20 protein-coding genes are annotated in these 18,367 nt (G+C 40.5%); 7 read left to right on the top strand and 13 right to left on the bottom strand.

The features are described from left to right. Positions 1–118: 118 nt before the first annotated feature. Positions 119–595 carry a GAF domain-containing protein gene (locus B4Z90_RS22995; RefSeq protein ID WP_286709377.1) on the top strand — a complete coding sequence of 159 codons (477 nt, stop codon included), beginning with the start codon at positions 119–121 and terminating at the stop codon, positions 593–595. Positions 596–727: 132 nt separating this feature from the next. Here the strand turns inward: B4Z90_RS22995 and B4Z90_RS22990 are convergent, their stop codons facing one another. The 13 genes from B4Z90_RS22990 to B4Z90_RS22930 form a co-directional block, all read right to left on the bottom strand. Next, positions 728–1,330 carry a hypothetical protein gene (locus B4Z90_RS22990; RefSeq protein ID WP_286709376.1) on the bottom strand — a complete coding sequence of 201 codons (603 nt, stop codon included), beginning with the start codon at positions 1,328–1,330 and terminating at the stop codon, positions 728–730. 31 nt (positions 1,331–1,361) lie between these two features. Further along, complete coding sequence (locus tag B4Z90_RS22985) at positions 1,362–2,582, bottom strand: LVIVD repeat-containing protein (protein WP_286709375.1); 1,221 nt, start codon at positions 2,580–2,582, stop codon at positions 1,362–1,364. Between the two features lie 123 nt (positions 2,583–2,705). Next, on the bottom strand, positions 2,706–3,608 hold the full coding sequence (locus tag B4Z90_RS22980; protein ID WP_286709374.1) for a WD40 repeat domain-containing protein: 903 nt from the start codon (positions 3,606–3,608) through the stop codon (positions 2,706–2,708). Positions 3,609–3,865: 257 nt separating this feature from the next. Beyond that, entirely contained in the window at positions 3,866–4,450 is a 585-nt protein-coding gene (gene hisIE, locus B4Z90_RS22975) for a bifunctional phosphoribosyl-AMP cyclohydrolase/phosphoribosyl-ATP diphosphatase HisIE (RefSeq protein ID WP_115047132.1), read from the bottom strand. Between the two features lie 122 nt (positions 4,451–4,572). Next, positions 4,573–5,325 carry an imidazole glycerol phosphate synthase subunit HisF gene (gene hisF / locus B4Z90_RS22970; RefSeq protein ID WP_070563353.1) on the bottom strand — a complete coding sequence of 251 codons (753 nt, stop codon included), beginning with the start codon at positions 5,323–5,325 and terminating at the stop codon, positions 4,573–4,575. 1 nt (position 5,326) lies between these two features. Continuing rightward, a complete protein-coding gene (locus tag B4Z90_RS22965; protein WP_046672344.1) occupies positions 5,327–6,079 on the bottom strand; it encodes a HisA/HisF-related TIM barrel protein in 753 nt (250 codons plus the stop codon). A gap of 12 nt (positions 6,080–6,091) precedes the next feature. Next, positions 6,092–6,691, bottom strand: coding sequence for an imidazole glycerol phosphate synthase subunit HisH (hisH, locus tag B4Z90_RS22960; RefSeq protein ID WP_046672343.1), 600 nt, complete (start codon positions 6,689–6,691; stop codon positions 6,092–6,094). A 1-nt stretch (position 6,692) separates the two neighbouring features. Then, a complete protein-coding gene (gene hisB / locus B4Z90_RS22955) occupies positions 6,693–7,832 on the bottom strand; it encodes a bifunctional histidinol-phosphatase/imidazoleglycerol-phosphate dehydratase HisB (protein WP_046672342.1) in 1,140 nt (379 codons plus the stop codon). 4 nt (positions 7,833–7,836) lie between these two features. Beyond that, positions 7,837–8,895 (bottom strand): histidinol-phosphate transaminase, encoded by a 1,059-nt coding sequence (gene hisC / locus B4Z90_RS22950; RefSeq protein WP_070563350.1) that lies wholly within the window; start codon positions 8,893–8,895, stop codon positions 7,837–7,839. Positions 8,896–9,013: 118 nt separating this feature from the next. Continuing rightward, the gene (locus B4Z90_RS22945; RefSeq protein ID WP_070563348.1) at positions 9,014–9,925 is read right to left on the bottom strand and encodes a ribonuclease Z; all 912 of its coding nucleotides are present in this window, start codon (positions 9,923–9,925) and stop codon (positions 9,014–9,016) included. 1 nt (position 9,926) lies between these two features. Then, the gene (locus tag B4Z90_RS22940) at positions 9,927–10,307 is read right to left on the bottom strand and encodes an STAS domain-containing protein (RefSeq protein WP_046672339.1); all 381 of its coding nucleotides are present in this window, start codon (positions 10,305–10,307) and stop codon (positions 9,927–9,929) included. 33 nt (positions 10,308–10,340) lie between these two features. Continuing rightward, entirely contained in the window at positions 10,341–11,291 is a 951-nt protein-coding gene (locus B4Z90_RS22935) for a phosphoribosylaminoimidazolesuccinocarboxamide synthase (RefSeq protein ID WP_286767636.1), read from the bottom strand. 200 nt (positions 11,292–11,491) lie between these two features. Continuing rightward, positions 11,492–12,457 carry a PhoH family protein gene (locus B4Z90_RS22930; protein WP_046672338.1) on the bottom strand — a complete coding sequence of 322 codons (966 nt, stop codon included), beginning with the start codon at positions 12,455–12,457 and terminating at the stop codon, positions 11,492–11,494. Between the two features lie 351 nt (positions 12,458–12,808). Here B4Z90_RS22930 and B4Z90_RS22925 point away from each other — a divergent pair, with 351 nt between their 5' ends. The 6 genes from B4Z90_RS22925 (at position 12,809) to ccsA (ending at position 18,245) form a co-directional block, all read left to right on the top strand. Then, complete coding sequence (locus B4Z90_RS22925; RefSeq protein WP_046672337.1) at positions 12,809–13,597, top strand: SAM hydrolase/SAM-dependent halogenase family protein; 789 nt, start codon at positions 12,809–12,811, stop codon at positions 13,595–13,597. A 158-nt stretch (positions 13,598–13,755) separates the two neighbouring features. Continuing rightward, positions 13,756–14,310 (top strand): hypothetical protein, encoded by a 555-nt coding sequence (locus tag B4Z90_RS22920; protein ID WP_070563342.1) that lies wholly within the window; start codon positions 13,756–13,758, stop codon positions 14,308–14,310. 160 nt (positions 14,311–14,470) lie between these two features. Beyond that, the gene (locus B4Z90_RS22915) at positions 14,471–16,306 is read left to right on the top strand and encodes an ABC transporter ATP-binding protein (protein WP_286767614.1); all 1,836 of its coding nucleotides are present in this window, start codon (positions 14,471–14,473) and stop codon (positions 16,304–16,306) included. Between the two features lie 103 nt (positions 16,307–16,409). Further along, complete coding sequence (locus B4Z90_RS22910; RefSeq protein ID WP_286767613.1) at positions 16,410–16,808, top strand: hypothetical protein; 399 nt, start codon at positions 16,410–16,412, stop codon at positions 16,806–16,808. A gap of 77 nt (positions 16,809–16,885) precedes the next feature. Beyond that, a complete protein-coding gene (locus tag B4Z90_RS22905; protein ID WP_046672334.1) occupies positions 16,886–17,545 on the top strand; it encodes a heme exporter protein CcmB in 660 nt (219 codons plus the stop codon). 37 nt (positions 17,546–17,582) lie between these two features. Further along, the gene (gene ccsA, locus B4Z90_RS22900) at positions 17,583–18,245 is read left to right on the top strand and encodes a cytochrome c biogenesis protein (protein ID WP_046672333.1); all 663 of its coding nucleotides are present in this window, start codon (positions 17,583–17,585) and stop codon (positions 18,243–18,245) included. Positions 18,246–18,367: the final 122 nt, after the last annotated feature.

Raw genomic sequence — 18,367 nt, 5'->3', positions numbered from 1 at the left:
TTTCATTTCATGCAGGTTGGAACTCAATATGCCGTGAAGCTTTCCGGACAGGCAAAACATGCTTGGCAATTGTAATCCTGATAGCAAATGCATGATTATTTTTTTTACATAGATTTTTATGGCAGAGGATTTACAAATAGCTAAAGGTAGCAAAGAAGAACAATATCAAAATTTACTTCCTCAAATTGAGGGACTTTTGCAAGGCGAGCCGAATCAAATTGCCAATTTGGCTAACATCGCTGCTGCACTGAAAGAACAATTCAATTTTTTCTGGGTTGGTTTCTATCTTGTTGATGGAGACGAGCTCGTGTTAGGCCCTTTTCAGGGACCCGTTGCATGCACGCGTATCAAGAAAGGTCGTGGTGTATGCGGGGGTGCTTGGGCACAGGAAAAAACATTGATTGTTCCTGATGTGGAGCAATTTCCGGGACACATTGCCTGTAGTTCGCTCTCGCGGTCCGAAATCGTGCTACCCGTTTTTAAACAGGGACAGATTATCGGTGTGCTGGACGTTGACAGTAGTGAATTAAATAGTTTTGATGAAGTCGATGAGAAATACCTTACGCAGGTATTACAGCTTTTAGACGGCGAATAAGTAAGCTCCACAAAAAAGAGTGAAATAGCGTTAGTATCGGCCTAGATTTGAAAAACGAACCGTATACTTACGCTATTTTTTTACATTTCAAGCTATCGACACCTGTTAATAAAAAAAACATCCGATCGATACCTAAAAACCAAATCCTACCTGTAAAGTAAAACGGTGCAGATCATATTTTTTATCCATTTGTGTTGTTCCATACCCTATGCTAGTGTCTGGCAAACTTGCTGAGGGTCGCGTATAAGTATCCTTTCGGCTATAGTGCTGATACCGATATCCTGTTGCCAAAGACCAATATTTCGCTGAATTCTTAAATTTAAAGCGCCAACCCAGCTGTGGATTTACCAACGAGCCACCCTGATATTCATATTTTAAATTGCTCTCGACTAGATTTTTATTCAAGAAAGCAAAACTATAGCCTAAATCCAATCCTGCAAAAAAACTACGTTTTCTGTCAGGGAATTCCACATAATTTACTTTGGCTGAGAGTGGTAAAAACCATTTTGATCCTTCATTGTTTACAGGATACCTATCCACCCCTGTATTTAAACCCAGAGCGATATTTTCATGGAGCTGCACCCCATGCAATGTATGTAAGCCAAATCCAGATTCCAGAAAAGCAGGGCCATAAGTAATAACCGAAAATTCATTATGATTTGTATATTTTTTTGTTTGGGCATCAACAGTTAAATACCCGAGAAGAGCCAAAATGGCAATCGAAAGTCTTTTCATATCAGAATAATGAAGCTCTTGAAATAGTGTCTTAATTGGGTCTAATAACAGGAATAATGCTCAATTCCTTCAATTTGGCCTTATTGCTATAATCATATTGATGTACACCTTTTTCTCCAACAATAATTAGCGATTTTGGTCCAGCGATAACATCCATACTCATCAGGTTTTTGTGAGTTTCTAAAAGCTTATTACCTATTTGACTAACATCACTGGCATCGAATGACTTCAACCCAAATTTTCCATCACAGATATACAGCGTGTGGTCCGATAGCGCCAGTCCGTAAGGATTCTCCAAAGTGAAGCTATGTTTCAGCATCGGTTTCGTCAGATCTTGGATATCGATAACTTCCAACAAATTTTGCTGCCCCCCACATACCACGCCTGCACGTAAGGTTACAAAGGCATATTTCTCATTGACAACGACAGGATCACAGGCACGAATATGTGTATAACGCGACAGCTCTACGGGAGCTGATGCCGTCGTGATATCATAAATCACCATACCTGTATTGGAGCCGATAAACAGGTTGTTTTTAAAGGGAAAAATTGTTTCGATGCCAGGACCTATTTTGATATCCTTTACATAGGCAGGTTTACTCGCATTCTGCACGTCAAAAAGGTGCAACGTCGTTTGGTCCACGGCATATAGATGTTTATTGGCAATGGTAAATCGCGCCATGGATCCGCCCTGTCCCGAGCCCGAATTGGTCTCGTTATAGAGAGGTTCTTTTCGGTCATAAGGTGAATATTTATCTTTTTGGCTATAGCTTACCAGGCTATCTCGGTATCCTGTAATGATGCGATCGGCAGTATTATTCAAGTAATCCATTTGAAGCAACATCTTAAACACATCCTTATTTCGTGTCAATAATTTTGGAGATGCAGGATTTTCGAGATCGAAGGTCAACAGATCTGTAAAACTATCCGCATACAGCTTTCCATCTAGAACCGCAAGATCCACATTGCCGGGAATACTTAAGAATGCCATCGCCACGGGTTTTGACGGATCAACATTATTAAAGATATGAACTCCTTTCCGTGGCTCATTTATAAACAAGTAATCTTGATAAATATAAATCTTTCCGGTTTGAACAATTGTCGTAGGGCTGCTTACGGGATTAGCTTTAGCTCGTATACTTTCCATTGTTTCGAATATGGGCACGCTAGCTAGATACATTCCTTTACTTTCGATTTTATCACAGCTCGAAAGCGCTATACAGCCTAATAGGATAAGCCAAATTCTTTTCATAAAATATAACTATAAGGTCAATTAAATTTATAATTACCATAGTTAACGATATAATTATGAATTCGCTACAAATGACTTTACTTTTTATGCCCCTAAGTTAGTCCGCACTTCCTACCCGATATTTTATACATGAAATTCCCAGACTTTCACCAGTTTGTCATCGCTGACGCTAAAGAAATATTGACCATTTTCGGACCATGCTCCCGCATTTACAGATAAATGATGGCCATCTTGCATCTTCTCGCGGCTCATATTTTTCAATAGTGCAAAATCGGCTGTGGACCAAAATTTCAACGATTTGTCGCGACTGACAGTAACAAAAATTGGTGCTTCAGGATGGGGATATATTCCATATACGGTAAACAGATGCGGTACAAACGAAAAATTAGTTGTCAATTGATTGGGGTCTGAAATCACCAATTGCGCATCCCGTCCACCGCTTAGCAATTTATTATGGATAAATGCCAGCGACGTAGCGGGCATACTATGCAATTTTGAATCCGCAATAATATGAAAATCAGCACTGTCCAAGGTATAAACTTTGCCATCTTTATCCCCTAATGCTATTCTTCCAAGTCCTTCATCAATTGCAATTGCGCGAATTGTTGTTGGGGATATTCGCTTCTCATAAATACATTTATAAGTTGTCAGATCAATAACGTACAATGTTCCCTCTTCACCTACTGCCAGAAGCTCATTTTTCCAGGACATATAAGCCAATGCAAAAATAGCTTTGCTGCTTAGCTGTATACTTGCTACAAGCTTTTGCTCTTCGACATCTACAAAAAGCAGTTTACCCTCACGCAAGGCTATGGCCAGAATCGGCGTCCCCGGGATCAACCGTAAAGCATAAACCGATGAACTTACCGCACAGAGAATACGCTTAAATGCATTTTGCTCAATATCCCATTCGACAACGCCCTTATCGTTACCTGCCGTAAAAAAAGTATGTGCATAGTAGCCCTTCTCTACACAAAAAATAGGGTTTTGATGCCCTGGTAACGTCGATTTTAATGTAATATCCATAGTAATTCGCTAAAACGCCTTCTCTATTCGGAGCACCTGTTTTAAGCCTATTTTTTATGTTATAGGACCGAATTCTCCGCTGACTGAGCTGTGATCCAGTAAAGATCAATACAGCAATACGCATTGTTAGTCGGTAGAAACAAGAAGTGCAGTATATCCACAAATATACTGCACTTCTTAGATTATTTTGTCATCTTAGCTTAAAGCCTTCTTTCCGCTTCAGATTTTGTTCAACGCTGATGCCGTCGTCCAAATACCTATTGATGTCTGCTCTCGAGGTTTTTCGCAATTGTTTCCAAAGAAAATCCTTTCTCACGCAACAATACGATCAAATGAAACAATAAGTCTGAAGTTTCATTAATAAAATCAGTATCCGTTTCGGTCAATGCTGCAATGACTGTTTCTACGGCTTCCTCGCCAACCTTTTGCGCAATCTTATTGATACCGCGAGAACGCAGACGATTGACATAAGATTCGTCAGAAGGATGTTCATAGCGATGGTTGACAATACGCTCTAGCTCCAACAGAAAGTTTTGGTTGAAGTCTGTATTAAAACAACTTCTGCTTCCTGTATGACAGGTAGGTCCCATTGGTTCTGCTTTGATCAAAACAGTATCCTTATCGCAATCAACATGGATGCTTTTTACATTCAAAAAGTTTCCACTTTCCTCTCCTTTTGTCCAGAGGCGATTTTTGCTTCGGGAGAAAAACGTAACGCGTTTCTCTGCTTGTGTCTTCTCCCAAGCTTCCTCGTTCATATAGCCTAACATCAACACTTCCAATGTTTGGAAGTCCTGCACAATCACTGGAACAAGGCCGTCACTTTTTGCAAAATCTAACATGATTTTAGTATTTCAATTTTAATTATTTTCGAAGAGCCATGAGCCCAGTTTAATTTCTCAGGATTTCTTTCAGCAAGTTTATAACTTCCACCCCTTTGATTATCGATCTTTACTCCGCTATCCTATCTTACGACAATACCATTTTGGCGTAAGGTAGCTTTAAGATCGGGGATCAATATTTCACCATAATGGAAGACCGATGCCGCCAGGGCAGCATCCACGTTAGCTTGTTGAAAAACATCGACAAAATGCTGTTGATTACCGGCACCGCCAGAAGCAATCAGTGGAATATGAATCTGGTCGTTTATTGTTTTTAAAAAACCATTGTCAAAGCCATTTTTTGTTCCATCATGATCCATTGACGTCAACAGGATCTCTCCTGCTCCACGTTCTTGCGCTTCAAGGATCCAATCCGCTGTGTCCAATTCCGTCTTAATGCGTCCGCCGCTCAGATGCACAAAATTCTGACCTTCGATCGACCGGGTATCCACAGCAACCACAACAAATTGTGCACCAAAAGCTGCAGCCATCTGGTTGATAAGAGCAGGATTGCGTACCGCAGCGGAATTGATGGATATTTTGTCCGCACCTGCATTCAACAAGATATCAGCATCTCTGATTTCATTGATACCACCGCCGATTGTAAAGGGAATATTCACTTGACGTGCGACTGCTTTGACCAGATCAATTGTCGTTTTACGCCCCTCATGCGTTGCTGTAATATCTAGGAAAACGAGTTCATCAGCCCCTTGTTGAGAATATTCATAGGCCAATTCAACAGGATCACCTGCATCGCGCAGATCCACAAAATTGACTCCTTTTACCGTCCGCCCATCTTTGACATCCAAACAGGGAATTATACGTTTTGCCAGCATTTTAAAATCTGATTAACGATTTTAAATTCCAATCTTTGATTTCATCGATCGAGATTCTATTTTCATAGATTGCTTTACCAACGACAACAGATTCTACACTGCCCAATTCCTGAAGTTTCTGAATATCGTCCATTGAACTGATCCCGCCAGAAGCTATTAACTTGATAATCGGAGAATGGCTCAACAACTTTTGGTAGAGTTCAACGCCTGCACCGCCCAATTTTCCATCTTTACTAATATCGGTACATAAGAACCTAAAGAATCCTAAAACCAAGCATTTATCAATATATTCGATCAATTTGATTGGCGAACTTTCCAACCAACCCGAGTATTTGATTACCTCATCCAAAACGTCGATTGCAATAACGATGTGGTCGGCATATTTTACTTTACCTTCGTTCAACGTAGCCAGCTCCTCCAAGAATGAAGGATTGGTGATTGCCTGTGTTCCGACAATAACGCGATAAATCCCTGCATCAACCAATTCCTTAACCTTTTCGATACTTCTTACACCACCGCCATACTGAATTTTCATATCTGTCTTTTGGATGATATCAAATAAATAGGCCTGATTGCTGAAGTCTCCTTTTGCACCATTTAAATCAATGATATGGACGAGTTCCGTACCATTTGCACGGTAGGTTTCGATTTGCTCTTCTAAACTAATCGCATACGTTGTAACGTCATTGTAGTTACCCTCTCTCAAGCGGACAACTTTTTTGTCCAAGACATCTATTGCTGGAATGATATACATAGTCGAATATTTTTAATCAATTTGAATAGTTGAAAAATTGAGCAGCAGCTGCTCTCCTGCTTTTCCAGATTTCTCTGGATGAAATTGTACGCCAAAGAAATTGTCTTTGGAAATTGCAGCCGAAAAAGGCTGTCCATAGACACATTTCGCCGCGGTATATGTCGCATCGAATTCGATAAAGTACGAGTGGACAAAATAAAAATAAGTCTGGTCTTCAATATGTGCAAATAAAGGACTGTTTGCTGGCACGGAAACACTATTCCAGCCCATATGTGGTACTTTACCCGACTTTTCGGCATCAAAATGTAAGGTCTTCAAAGGAAATAGCTTTAACATTTCGGCATTTCCTTCTTCTGAAAAAGCCGTCAGTAATTGCATACCAACACAAATACCCAATACAGGCTTTTTTAGCTTTTTGATATAGGGCACCAATCCCGATTCCTGTAGTTTGTCCATCGCGGCTCCAGCGTGGCCCACTCCAGGAATGATGATACGATCGTATTGATCGATCTCATCGGCAGTATTGACCATACCATAGGTAAGCCCAACACGATCCAGTGCCGCTGTCAAGGAGAAAATATTCCCCGCACCGTAATTAATAATTCCTATCATCTTACAATACTCCTTTTGTACTTGGCAATTGCATATGGTCGGCATCGCGTCTTACCGCTTTCTTGATAGATTTAGCAAAAGCTTTGAAAATCGCTTCAATCTTATGGTGCTCATTGTCACCTTCAGCTTTAATGTTTAAATTCGATCGTGAAGCATCTGAAAACGACTTAAAGAAGTGGAAAAACATTTCCGTAGGCATATCGCCGATCTTCTCCCGCTTAAATGCCGCATCCCACACTATCCAGTTGCGACCACCAAAATCCAATGCAACCTGAGCCAAACAATCATCCATCGGCAACGTATAGGAGTAGCGCTCAATTCCACGTTTATCCCCTAAAACCTTCAAAAAGATCTCGCCCAGCGCAATACCCGTATCTTCGATGGTATGATGTTCGTCGATATGAAGATCCCCTTTCGCCTTAATGGTCAAATCAAGTGCTCCATGTCTAGCCAATTGATCCAGCATATGGTCGAAAAACGGTAACCCCGTTTCGATGTCTGACTTACCCGAACCATCCAGATTCAACTGAATAAAAATATCCGTTTCATTGGTTTTACGATGATGTTCGGCAGTGCGCGTACCCAATTTAAGGAATTCATACACCGTCTTCCAATCCGTTGTCTCTAAAGCTATAACAGTTGAATCTATCGCAAGGTTTTCCAAAGCACCTAATTGATCGTTTGCACGCAGCCAAATTGCCTTTGCACCGAGGTTTTGTGCCAATTTAACATCGTTCACACGATCGCCAATGACGAAGGATTGGCTCAAATCGTATTTCGACGCATCAAAATAGGCTCCAAGCATACCAACTCCCGGTTTTCGGGTTTCCGCATTCTCGTGTGGAAAGGTTTTATCAATATGTTCCTCGGCAAACACTACGCCTTCTCCTGCAAACGTATCAATCACAAAATGATGGACTGGCCAGAAATTCTCTTCCGGATGGGAAGACGTTCCTAAACCATCTTGGTTGGAAACCAAGATCAATTCGAAATCCAGCTCCTTTGCGATACGTGGTAGATACTGCAAAGCACCAGGATAGAATTTTAATTTGGCAAAAGAATCGATTTGTTCGTCTTCAGGTTCCAAAATCAATGTTCCATCGCGGTCTATAAACAGTACACGTTTTAAGTTATCAGGCATAGTATTATTTATTGATTTGATTAAGTTTTTCTAACAATGTTTTATTTTCAGCCGGTGTACCGACCGTGATCCGTAGACAGCCTTCACACAGTTCGACTTTGGATCTATCTCTAACGATAATTCCATATTGAACGAGATAATCGTAAACTTCACGTGGCTGCTCCATCTTCACCAAAATAAAGTTGGCATCAGAAGGTGTAATATGCTGCACATAATCCAGTTCAAGCAATCCACGCACTAGTTGCTCACGTTCTGCTACTGTCTCCTTGATCCAGTCATTGACTTGATCAACCTGATCTAAGGCTTCCAATACAATATCTTGTGTCGCTTGATTAATGTTGTATGGTGGTTTTATTTTATTGTAAACAGCGATAATCTCCTTACTGGCAAAAGCCATACCCAAGCGTAAGGCCGCAAGCCCCCAGGCTTTGGATAAGGTCTGCAATACCACTAGATTGGGGTATTCAGCCAGTTCTTGCGTAAATGACTTGACAGCAGAAAAATTAATATAGGCCTCATCCACTACCACAAGCCCCTGGAAATTATTCAGGATTGCTTCAATATCCTGACGACGGATTGAGTTTCCGGTTGGATTATTCGGAGAACAGATAAAAATCAGTTTAGTATGTGCGTCTATTGCATTGGCAATACCATCCAAATCCAGCTGGTAATCAGCAGTAAGGTTTACCTTTTTGAAAGCAACATCATTGATGTTCGCCGAGACTTCATACATCCCGTAGGTTGGCGGAACTAATATGACATTGTCAACACCAGGGGTACAAAATGCACGGTATAAAATATCAATAGCTTCATCACTTCCATTTCCCAAAAAGATATTCTCTGATGGTACACCTTTTATTTTAGAAAGTTTTGCTTTAACTTGATGTTGGAGAGGGTCTGGATATCGGTTGTAATCATGGTTTAAGGGGGATCCAAAAGGATTTTCATTGGCATCAATTAATATGGATGCCTCCCCTTTAAATTCATCTCTTGCGGATGAATAAGGTACGAGCTTCTTAATATTTTCCCGTAGTAGGTTGTTTAAGTTGAATGGATTATCCATTATAAAAAAATTAGAGCCGTAAACTTAGATAAATTGTTCATCATATGCAATATAATAAGCAATTATTCATAGGTGTTAACCCGTTTATCGTTGGGATATCAGCGAAAATTCAAAAAAATTAAACGGAAAACCACCGACCTTCCACAGAGAGTTCCGTATTTGGGAATACAGTTCTCGCTTCTTCCAATAGGGGATTTAAATCTCTGTACCGCGCTGAATAATGACCCAATAGCAACTTCTTTGCATGAGTTTCCTGGGCGATCTCTCCAGCCTCCAACGCAGTGGTGTGAAATGTCTCTTTTGCGCGGTCGACCATATCGTGCAAGAATGTGGACTCATGATACATCAGATTAGCCTTTTGCACATAAGGCAGGTATTCTGCCGTCCGTACGGTATCCGAACAATACACATAACTGCGCGATAAGGGAGCGGGAAGGCTCAGGTCATCTGCAGTATATACTTTACCACTTTCATCGACGTATTCAAATCCTTTTTTGATCATCGGAAAATAAGCGGTGGGTATATTCAGTTCCTGTACGACATCGCCAAGCAATGTTCGTGCACGGGGACCCTCATCAAAACGAAAGCCTGTACAGGCAATACGATGCTTTAATGGAAAAGTGCTTACTTTTAATGTTCTGTTTTCAAAAATGACCCCCGGCTGTTCGGGTGAAATCGGATGAAAAACAAGATTATAGCGTAAAATAGTCTCGGAATGCAAAAATTGCACGTCTAAAATTTCCTTTAACGCAGGTGGCCCATACAAATGGAGATCACTTTTTCGGCCGACAAGGTGCATCGATGAAAGCAGCCCCACCAAACCCAAATAATGATCCCCATGCAGATGGCTAATAAATATATGTCCTAAACGATTGCTTTTGATGCCGTATCGGCTAAGTTGCATTTGTGTACCTTCTCCACAGTCGATCAAAAACAATTGCTCATTAAAGTTCAACACTTGGCTAGTCGGATGACGATCAAACATCGGTGTGGCCGAGCTATTTCCTAATATCAGAACTTCAAACTTCATATTAATCCTCGATTGCCCCGCGATACTCAGATTCCAATTCGTGTGCAAAGATTAAATCTTCCGCCACCTTTAAAGATGGTGCTATTTTAAGCGATTTATCCAAATGCGACACACGAACCATATCCATTAACGTTGGACAAAGATTAACCAAAATAAATATGCCCCCAACAGACTGACATAAACGATGGGCAAGCACACCTAAACGGATACCGACCTCGTCCGTTTGCTTAACGTGGATCATATCCAAAACGATATTCCGTTGTCCAATCGTATTCCGCAACAAAAACTCCCCTTTGAGTTTAGCGGCATTATCCGCGTCAATCACATCGACATGAGGTTCTATGACAATATAGCGATCGTGCTTATCAATGGTATACTTCATTAGTCTATCTCCTTTGTTTGAGGATACAATGTACTAATAATTTAGCGTTTTCAAGGCCTTTGCCACATTTCTTTCCACACGTTCCAGTACGTTTTCCTGATCTGGATACACAAACTTCTCTCCGACGATATGCTCGTAAAGCTCAATATAACGTTCAGAAATGGAAGCGACAATCTCATCCGTCATCTCCGGAACAACCTGACCGTCTTTCCCTTGGAAGCCGTTTTCAATTAACCATTTGCGAACAAACTCCTTCGACAATTGCTTTTGTGCCTCCCCTTTTTCCTGACGTTCCGCATAACCTTCCGCATAAAAATAACGGGAAGAATCTGGTGTATGAATTTCGTCGATCAGCACAATTTTCCCATCTTTTTTTCCAAACTCATATTTTGTATCCACCAAAATAAGCCCTCTTTGCGCGGCAATTTCGGTACCCCTTTGAAACAACGCTTTGGTATATTGCTCCAATTGAACATAGTCTTCTTCGCTTACGATGCCTTTTTTCAAGATATCGACACGTGAAATATCCTCATCATGTCCAACAGCAGCCTTTGTTGTCGGTGTAATAATTGGCTCAGGTAATTTGTCATTTTCTTTCAGTCCTTCTGGCAATGCCTCACCACATACTTCCCGTTTACCCGCAGCATATTCGCGCCAAGCGTGTCCTGACAAGTAGCCCCGAATAACCATTTCCACTTTAAACGGCTCGCATAGCTGACCGATAGTTACACTGGGGTCCGGAACAGACACGACCCAATTTGGAATAATATCAGCCGTAGCCTTTAAAAATTTGGCTGCAATTTGATTCAACACCTGTCCTTTATAAGGAATAGGACGTGGAAGTACCACATCAAATGCCGAAATACGATCTGAGGCAACCATCGCCAAATACGTATCGGCAATCGTATACACGTCACGTACTTTTCCCCGGTAAAAAGCAGTCTGGTTTTCGAAATTGAAATTTGTTTCTTTTATAGCATTCATGTTCAACGTAAAATTCAAATGTAAGTAATTGTTCATTTATGACTGCGTTCAACGGCATTCATAAATGCAGCGCATTTATTTAAGAGCTCACTGTACTCGATTTGCCTTTTAATAAGGCTATTTGAACTATATCAGTCGGCACCTTTTGTACCCATGCCAAACTGGGATATCCCAAATCATACGTTTGCAGCATAGACCGATTAAATATCGCCATACGCTTCGAGGATGCGGCGAACCAATTTATGGCGAACCACATCTCCACCGCTGAGGTGGATAATGTCTATTCCTTCGATATTCTCCAATAGGCGAATTGAAGTAGACAATCCAGATTGATTTTTTTTCGGTAAATCTACCTGTGTCATATCACCGGTAACGATAAATTTTGCCGTTGGCCCCATACGTGTCAAAAACATCTTCAGCTGCATATCCGTTGCATTCTGAGCTTCGTCCAGAATCACAAAGCAGTTGTCCAATGTTCGTCCACGCATAAACGCTAGAGGTGCAACTTCAATGGTCCGATTTTCCAGGTAACCTTTTAGCTTTTCTGCTGGAATCATATCGTCCAATGCATCGTAGAGCGGTCTCAAATAGGGGTCTACCTTCTCCTTTAAGTCGCCCGGTAAAAACCCGAGATTTTCGCCGGCCTCGACGGCTGGTCTCGTTAGAATGATCCTTTTGATTTCTTTATTTCGAAGTGCCCGAACAGCTAATGCAACCGCCGTATAGGTCTTTCCTGTACCCGCCGGTCCGATAGCAAATAAGATGTCATTTTTCGAAATACTATCCACCATCTTCCGTTGGTTGGCCGTACGTGCACGTACAATAAGGCCATTAGGTCCATACACGATCGGTTCGGATCCAAAGGCTGCATGTTTGGCCGCAAGTTCTTTTTCCTGCTGAACAGCAGAACCTGCACTTGCTCCAAGGAGATTTTCAAAATCCAATAAAGTAATGTTGTTAAATTTCTCCAGATGAGCCATGACTTCCTTAAACGATTGCTCAAACAGGTCTAATTCCTTCGCGTCTCCCAACACCTTCATTTCACTTCCGCGAGCTACAATCCGCAGTTTTGGGAATTGCTTCTTCAAATAATCGAAGTGCTCATTGTCTGCTCCCCATAATATGGGCAAATTCAGACCATCTAATGCAATTAGTAATTCGTTCAAATTTTATCCTATTTAGAATTAATTAGATTGTAGCCATTACACAATATCGTTCCTGTATAATACTATTCAAAATTAACGTATTCTAACGAAACAACCAAGAAGATACGGCGTACAAACGACGATGATTTATAAGCTTATGGAGACAGCCGACAAAGGGGCACAAAGATTTCGTTATGCATAAAATCTTCGCTATGTTTGTGTATATCAATCGAAAAAAGACAGATTCAAAATAAGTTATCCAATTAACTTTATAAATCATCTGATAAATAGTAATTTTGTCCACTATTTAGATAAATTTAAGGGTATATTTAAGGGAATTCGACAGCAATTCGATCTAGGATTTAGATTATAATGGCAGTAATTACATTAACAACAGACTTAGGACACAAAGATTTTTATCAAGCCGCGTTAAAGGGTAGTCTTTTATCGCAATTGTCCGGTGCCAATATTGTTGATATTACCCACGAAATTCCAGCATTCAATATCCCTCGAGCGGCCTTTGTGTTAGGCAACGCTTATCATTATTTCCCTAAAGGAACCGTACATATTATCGGCATTAACACCCTGTTTCATGAAGAGTCGAAATATATCGGCATGAAATACAACGATCATTATTTCGTCGGAGCCGACAACGGTATTTTCAGCTTATTGTTGAATGGCAACGAACCACAGGAACTCTATGAGCTCAACTTAATGCAAGACCTTCGGTATCTACACTTTCCGCTCGCAGATATTCTTTCTAAATCCGCCTGTCATATTGCTAAGGGGGGCAAACTGAAAGAAATCGGTACTTCAATGCAACAGCTCATCGAAAAAGTAACTTTGCAGCCCATCTTTGATAAAGACATGATCCGAGGCAACGTCATTTATGTTGATGCATTCGGCAACGCCATTACCAATATCTCGAAAGATCTATTCAATAAAGTTCAGAAAGGACGTCATTTTGTCCTCTATTTTAAACGTAATGAAACCATTACCAATCTTTCCTGGCATTACAATGAAGTGGGAGAAGGAGAGAAACTTTGTTTATTCGGTATTTCCAACTACCTTGAAATCGCCATCAATAAAGGTAATGCCAGCCAGCTACTCGGACTTCATGATGACGATTCCAATGTTATTCGTATAGAATTTAAAGATTAATTTCATAAATTCATTTGTCGTGCTTTCGCTCCATTTTTTTATCCTTGGTCAAACTGACCACAAGGCTAAAATTGTAGTTGTAGCTTCGTGGCAAAATAAAATTTTACCATCAACGTTAGTTTAAACTAGACATTTGATTAAATAGATCGTCCAAATACATGATGAAATTCTTAAAATTCCTACTTCCAATCGCCGTTCTATTTTGCTTCTTTGGACAGGCCAAGTCGCAAAACAACCCAGACTCCAGCTCTTTTGAGGTCCAACGAAGCCGTGTAAATGACCTACTCGATGCCCGTCAACAGAAATTCGGCGCCTATGACACGAGCCTCACTCAAAAAACAGGGCTTTTTGGCCTTTTCAAATCAAAAGGTGACATGCAAAAGAGCATTGATATCCTTAAAGATATTGTTATCACCGACAATAACATTTTCTTAGAGACTCAAAAACTATTGAAAATCAAAGATTTTGAGAAAGATAAATTCCAACAATTGGCAACAGATTACGACAAGCAGGTATCAGCCTATATCGGCACCATAAGTAAGCTTCAAAAAGAGAACGAGAAACTGCGGGCACAGATTGACAAAACATCAGGCAACGGAGGTATAGGCAATATCCTGCTCTATATCGCTTTACTTGTTATCGCCGTATTAGGATATTTATTGTATAAATTTAACGCGCAACTAACAGCTTCGAAACAACAAAATTTAGGATAAAGCAGCAGCAACAAGCATTTGCACAAGTACAAGCCACTTAAAACAGCCGTTTTAAATCAGAAAAAGTACGGTTTAGTTCAAAAAATTGACTAAAGTATGATAGCAAAATATTTTTAATCTCTTTACATTTGTCCTCGCAACAAAATTTGAAGTAGCGGATATGGCAAGAGGATTCAACAGCGGTAACAAACAAGAAGAAGATCTACCAAAACCAAAATTGAATAAAGAGCTCCTATTGAGAGCATCTAAATTGATGACCTATTTAAAACCTTATCGTTTTAAATTTGGGGTCGGCATGTTTTTCTTGGTATTATCCAGTTTGGCCATGCTCGCCTTTCCGGCTTTGCTTGGCGCCATGATTGATGCCGCGCAAGGCAAGCAAACTTATCCATGGCTTGCACCACATGTTTATTATATTGGTGGAATTGCCTTTATTATTCTGTCTTTTCTGTCAGTCGTTTCTTTTTTTCGTATCCGAATTTTTGTTGAGATTGCCGAACGTACGCTATCCGCATTACGCAAGGATACTTATCTTAAGCTGATTTCTTTGCCAATTGAATTTTTCGCCAATCGTCGTGTTGGGGAATTAAACAGCCGCCTGTCTGCTGACCTTTCACAGATCCAGGATACGTTAACAACAACTTTGGCTGAAATCTTAAGACAGTTGATTAGTCTTTGTTTCGGTGTGTTCCTTTTGGTTTGGGTATCGCCCAAACTTGCCCTCATGAACCTTTGTATTTTACCGATTATCGTTGTAGCTGCTATTATTTTCGGAAAATTCATCCGCGAATTGTCCAGACAGGCCCAGGATAAAATGGCCGAGTCAAATAGTATCGTTCAAGAAACATTATTGGGGATAAGCAACGTAAAAGCCTTTGTGAATGAGTACTTCGAGTTTAATCGCTACAGCAATCAAATGGATTCAGTGGTAAAGTTGGCAGTCAAAGGAGCTACTTTCCGTGGTGCATTTGCCTCTTTTATTATTTTCTGTATTTTCGGTGCGGTGATTGCTGTCATCTGGTACGGCGCAGCATTGGTTTCTATCCATGAAATGACTGTAGGCGACCTGACTACTTATATCTTGTATTCGATGTTTGTTGCAGGCTCCATGGGCAGTTTCCCCGAACTCTATGCCAATATCCAACGCTCTTTGGGTGCAAGTGAGCGGATCTTGGAAATTTTAGATGAGCCCCAAGAACACCTCAATGTAAAACCAACTTGCAAGGAAGTGCACAAGACCATGACCGGAAAACTAAGCTTCAACCATGTTTCCTTTGCCTATCCAAGCCGCCCCGATATTGAAATTCTGAAAGACATCAACTTTACAGCCAATGCTGGCGATAAAATAGCCATCGTTGGACCGAGTGGAACCGGAAAATCAACAATAGCTTCATTGATTCTTCAATTCTACACAGCCAATAAAGGGGAAGTATATTACGATGACAAACCGGCATCCGATTTTGAACTTTGCGATATCCGCAACCAGGTCGCTATCGTGCCGCAAGATGTTTTGCTGTTTGGCGGAACAATACGTGAAAATATAGCCTATGGTAAGCTCGATGCCACGGAAGATGAAATAATAGCGGCTGCAAAACGTGCCAACGCACATCAATTTATATTAAATTTCCCCGAAAGCTATGACACCTTAGTTGGTGAACGTGGCGTTAAACTCTCTGGTGGTCAGCGCCAACGAATCGCCATTGCGCGTGCACTATTAAAAGATCCTGCAATCCTTATCTTGGACGAAGCCACTTCTTCCCTAGACTCAGAATCAGAAAGACAAGTGCAGGAGGCGTTGGAAGAATTAATGCGTGGACGCACCTCGATCATTATTGCACACCGACTATCGACCATTATTGATGCCGATAAAATTATCGTTGTCGAAAATGGAATCGTGTCTGAGAGCGGTACGCACTTTGAACTGCTCCAAAAAGAAAGCGGTCTTTATCAGCACCTCTATAATCTGCAATCAAAGCAGCAGAAAATTGTTATGTAAAATTTTGTTAATTATTGATTCTTTTTAAACAAATTCACCCTGGGATTGTTCATTTGGTATCATACTTGATTATCATTTGAATATATAACAAAATAGAAGAATTATGAAAAATAGCAAAAATGGATTAGTGGCATTTGCTTTGGTAGGATTAGCTGCGGGAGCTGCTGCATGGTATCTTTTAGGAACTGATGATGGGAAAAAACAATTAGATCGTGCAAATGACGGCATTAAAAGCTTAACTAAGTCATTGAAAGATCTTTCAAAAAAAGAAGCTAAAAAGGCACAAAAACTAGCGAACAAAGCTTCGGCTGAATTAGACAATTTGAAATCAAAAGCACAAGCAGCTTTCAGCAAAGCATCGGATGATGCAGATGCACTGAAAAACAAAGCAAAAGAAGCCGGCAGAGAAGCTTTGGACCACGCTAACAATGCCGCTCAAAATTTGGCAAGCAAAATCGACAATACAACTGATGCTGCAAAATCCAAAATTTCTAACGCATAAGTAAAAAAACAGCTTTTTTAAGAATTGATGGTTTTGGTCACTCCCGTGGTCAAAATACATTTGTATCTTTGCTGCATATGACTTTGCTGCAACAGGTAAAAACTTTAATTCTTAAAGACATCATTCTGGAATGGCGTTCAAAATATGCTATTAACGGAATTCTACTATATGTCGTATCAACTGTTTTCGTCTGCTATCAAGCGTTCAAATCAGTTGATACGGCTACATGGAATGCATTATTTTGGATCATTATGCTCTTCGCTTCGATCAATGCAATCAACAAAAGCTTCGTCCAAGAAAACCCAAACCGGCAACTTTATTACTATTCACTGGTTGATCCCAGAGCGATCATTTTAGCGAAAGTCATTTACAATATGATGATGATGACCCTGCTGGCGATCATTGCATATTTTGTCTATTCGACGATATTCAGAAACCCTGTCGGTGATCCAACACTTTACTTCATTTCGGTCATCTTAGGCAGCATCAGTTTCGCCACAGTCTTTACCATGATCTCCGGGATCAGCTCCAAAGCGGGCAACAACAGCACCTTAATGGCCATCTTGAGTTTCCCCGCCATCATCCCACTGTTAATCGTATTAATCAAGCTATCCCGCAATGCAATAGAAGGCCTGGAAAGGGCTTCCAGCAGCAAAGAAATAATCGTATTACTTGCAATTAATGTAATCACCATCACTATTTCTTTATTGTTATTTCCGTACCTTTGGCGAGATTAAGTGTCAGAATTGAGAACAAACTAAATTCAATTTATCCATGAGAAAAAAATGGTGGAAAATATTAGCGGTAATGATTATCTGTGCGGTCATTATCAATGGTCTTTTGGGACCTGTTCCCCGCCTATTCATCCTTCACGAAAGCATACGCAACGTTTATTTTCATGTCCCAATGTGGTCGGCTATGTTCGTTATGTACCTGGTTTCTGTTATTTATAGTATCAAATACCTCAATACGGGCAAACAGGAGTATGATTTAATGGCCATTGAAGCCGTTAATACCGGAATAACATTTTGTTTTCTTGGACTTGCAACAGGTATGCTTTGGGCAAACATCACCTGGGGAGAGCCTTGGCCAAACGACCCGAAGCTTAATGGCTCTGCCATAGCAACACTGATGTATCTAGCCTATTTGGTGCTCCGCAATGCGCTGGAAGAAGAACAAAAAAGAGCCAAAATATCGGCTGTGTACAATATCTTTGCATTTCCGATTATCATCGTGTTACTTTATATTCTACCAAAGATGACAGACTCTCTTCACCCTGGAAGTGGAGGAAACGCAGCCTTTGGCGATTTAAAAATGAGCAGCGAGCTACGCCCTACATTTTATGCCGCGATGATCGGCTGGCCAATGATTGCAGCTTGGATTTGTTCACTTCGCTATAGAGTACGCCTGCTCGAAAAGAAAGACTTGAACGCATAATATTGAACGGCTAATACCGTACTTTATTTCTAAAATAAAGAAATCCGGTAAAACCCAATCAGTAAAAAACAGAATATTACATAAATCAAATAGCGTGTATCGAATCATACATAACAATGAAA

Source organism: Sphingobacterium sp. UBA5639 (assembly GCF_002421245.1).
Taxonomy (GTDB): Bacteria; Bacteroidota; Bacteroidia; order Sphingobacteriales; family Sphingobacteriaceae; genus Sphingobacterium; species Sphingobacterium multivorum.
This window is presented reverse-complemented; position numbering and strand designations above follow the sequence as displayed.